Source organism: Sphingopyxis sp., assembly GCF_036402335.1.
Taxonomy (GTDB): domain Bacteria; phylum Pseudomonadota; class Alphaproteobacteria; order Sphingomonadales; family Sphingomonadaceae; genus Sphingopyxis.
Genome location: NZ_DASWTD010000653.1, coordinates 1 through 2,056 on the forward strand (window position 1 = coordinate 1; position 2,056 = coordinate 2,056).

Consider the following 2,056-nt stretch of genomic DNA (forward strand, 5'->3'; position numbering starts at 1 on the left):
GGCAATCGCGAGCGGCGCCGTGCCGGAATCGATGCCGCCGTCGACTTCCAGCCGGATATCGCGGCCCGACTTGTCGATCATCTTGCGGACCGCCTCGATCTTGCGAAGCTGGCTCGAAATGAAGCTCTGGCCGCCGAAGCCCGGATTGACGCTCATGATCAGCACCAGGTCGATATCGTCGATCAGATAGTCGAGCATCTTAGCCGGGGTCGCAGGGTTGAGCGACACGCCCGCCTGCTTGCCGAGCGACTTGATGTGCTGGACGGTGCGGTGGATGTGCGGTCCCGCCTCGGGATGCACGGTGATGATGTCGGCCCCCGCGGCGGCGAAGGCGTCGAGGAAATGGTCGACCGGGCTGATCATCAGATGGACGTCAAAGGGAAGGCTCGAATGCGGACGCAGTGCCTTCACGACTGCCGGACCGATTGTCAGATTGGGGACATAATGGCCGTCCATAACGTCGATATGCACCCAGTCGGCGCCCGCCGCCTCGATTGCGCGCACCTCTTCGCCCAGCCGTGCGAAATCGGCGCTGAGGATCGACGGGGCAATACGGACGGGAGGCGTGGCGGCGGTCATAGAAACCGGCCTTAACCATCAAGCGAGTCGGGGGCAAGCGGGGGGAGGGCGCTATCGGCAGCTATCCCCAAATAATGTCGATTGGCAGCTTATCGCCAGCGCCAGCCGCCCTCGGTCTTGGCGCGGTAGATCGGCATCGGGGCAAGGCCGGCGAGGACGACGAGGATCGTCATCAGAACGGGCCGGTCGCGGAAGAGCCATGCGAGGCCGGCGATCATCGCGATATGCAGCGCGAGGAAGAACCAGCCTTCCCACACGAACGGCAGGCCGGTGCCATAACCATGGCGCTTGGCGCGAAACCAGGGGCTCTTGCGCATGAACAGGTGGAGCATGATCAGCTTTCCTCTTTCGGCGGCCGGCCGCGCCGAGCGGGGACCGGCGGTTTGACGCCCACGCCGCGCCGTGCCAGCGCTTCGCGGAGCAGTACCTCTATCTCGGCATTGGCGCTGCGCAATTCGGTGGCCGCCATCCGCTCGATCGCCGCGTAAAGCGCGGGATCGAGACGGAGGGCAAAGGCCTTTTTGGCGGACGCTGACATGGCTCGGGTCGCTCAGTAAAGCGATCCGGCGTTGACGACCGGCTGCGTGTCGCGCTCGCCGCACAACACGACCATCAGGTTCGATACCATCACGGCCTTGCGCTCGTCGTCGAGGTCGACAACGCCCTTTTCGGACAATTGGGTCAGCGCCATCTCGACCATCGTCACCGCGCCTTCGACCAGCTTCTTGCGCGCGGCGATCACCGCCTCGGCCTGCTGGCGACGCAGCATCGCGCCGGCGATTTCCTGCGCATAGGCAAGGTGGGTCAGGCCGCATTCGTCGACGGTGATCCCGGCAACTTCCAGCCGTTCGATCAGCGCCTTGCGCAGTTCGACCCCGACCTCGTCATGATTGCCGCGCAGCGTGACTTCCTGATGCTCGATATCGTCATAGGGATAGCGCGAGCCGATCGAGCGCACCGCGGCCTCGATCTGCGCCATCACGAATTCCTTGTAATCGTCGACGTCGAACAGCGCCTGCGCGGTGTCGGTAACGCGCCATACGACCTGCGCCGCCATCTCGATCGGGTTGCCGCGCAGGTCGTTGACCTTAATCTTGTCCGAAATCACGTTGTTCGCGCGCACCGCGATCTTCTTGCGCGTCAGCCAGGGCAACACCCAGCGCAGCCCTTCCTCGCGGTCGGTGCCCTTGTATGCGCCGAACAGCTGGATCGCCGCGGCTTCGTTGGGGTTGATCAGGTAGAAGCCGCAAAGGATCAACGTGCCGACGATCGCCGAGACAATGACGACAACCCATTTCCACACGGCGGGCACGTCGGCGTTGGCGTTGGTGACCGCAGCCCATACGGCGGCGCCCAACAGCAGCAGCCAGACGAACAACATCAGATAGCCGCTTTGCGTAGCGGCGCGACTTTCCCGGCTGCGGTTCAGCGCGGGTGTCCCTGTCTCGACCATATTTCCCTCCGAATCACTCGATAT

Annotated in this window: 4 protein-coding genes; all 4 read right to left on the minus strand. The window is 63.9% G+C overall.

The window, feature by feature from the left end:
• Positions 1–579: ribulose-phosphate 3-epimerase (gene rpe, locus VGD20_RS20890; protein ID WP_331136293.1), on the minus strand; the 579-nt coding region annotated here is incomplete at its 3' end.
• An 89-nt stretch (positions 580–668) separates the two neighbouring features.
• A complete protein-coding gene (locus tag VGD20_RS20895; RefSeq protein ID WP_137889060.1) occupies positions 669–911 on the minus strand; it encodes a hypothetical protein in 243 nt (80 codons plus the stop codon).
• Positions 912–913: 2 nt separating this feature from the next.
• Positions 914–1,117 carry a toxin-antitoxin system HicB family antitoxin gene (locus VGD20_RS20900; protein ID WP_331136294.1) on the minus strand — a complete coding sequence of 68 codons (204 nt, stop codon included), beginning with the start codon at positions 1,115–1,117 and terminating at the stop codon, positions 914–916.
• A 12-nt stretch (positions 1,118–1,129) separates the two neighbouring features.
• Positions 1,130–2,032 (minus strand): SPFH domain-containing protein, encoded by a 903-nt coding sequence (locus VGD20_RS20905; protein WP_331136295.1) that lies wholly within the window; start codon positions 2,030–2,032, stop codon positions 1,130–1,132.
• Positions 2,033–2,056 lie beyond the last annotated feature (24 nt).

Bases quoted from the DNA above. Each gene is read 5' to 3' on its own strand.
- VGD20_RS20895 (WP_137889060.1), bottom strand. From the start codon at position 911: ATGCTCCACCTGTTCATGCGCAAGAGCCCCTGGTTTCGCGCCAAGCGC.
- VGD20_RS20900 (WP_331136294.1), bottom strand. From the start codon at position 1,117: ATGTCAGCGTCCGCCAAAAAGGCCTTTGCCCTCCGTCTCGATCCCGCG.
- VGD20_RS20905 (WP_331136295.1), bottom strand. From the start codon at position 2,032: ATGGTCGAGACAGGGACACCCGCGCTGAACCGCAGCCGGGAAAGTCGC.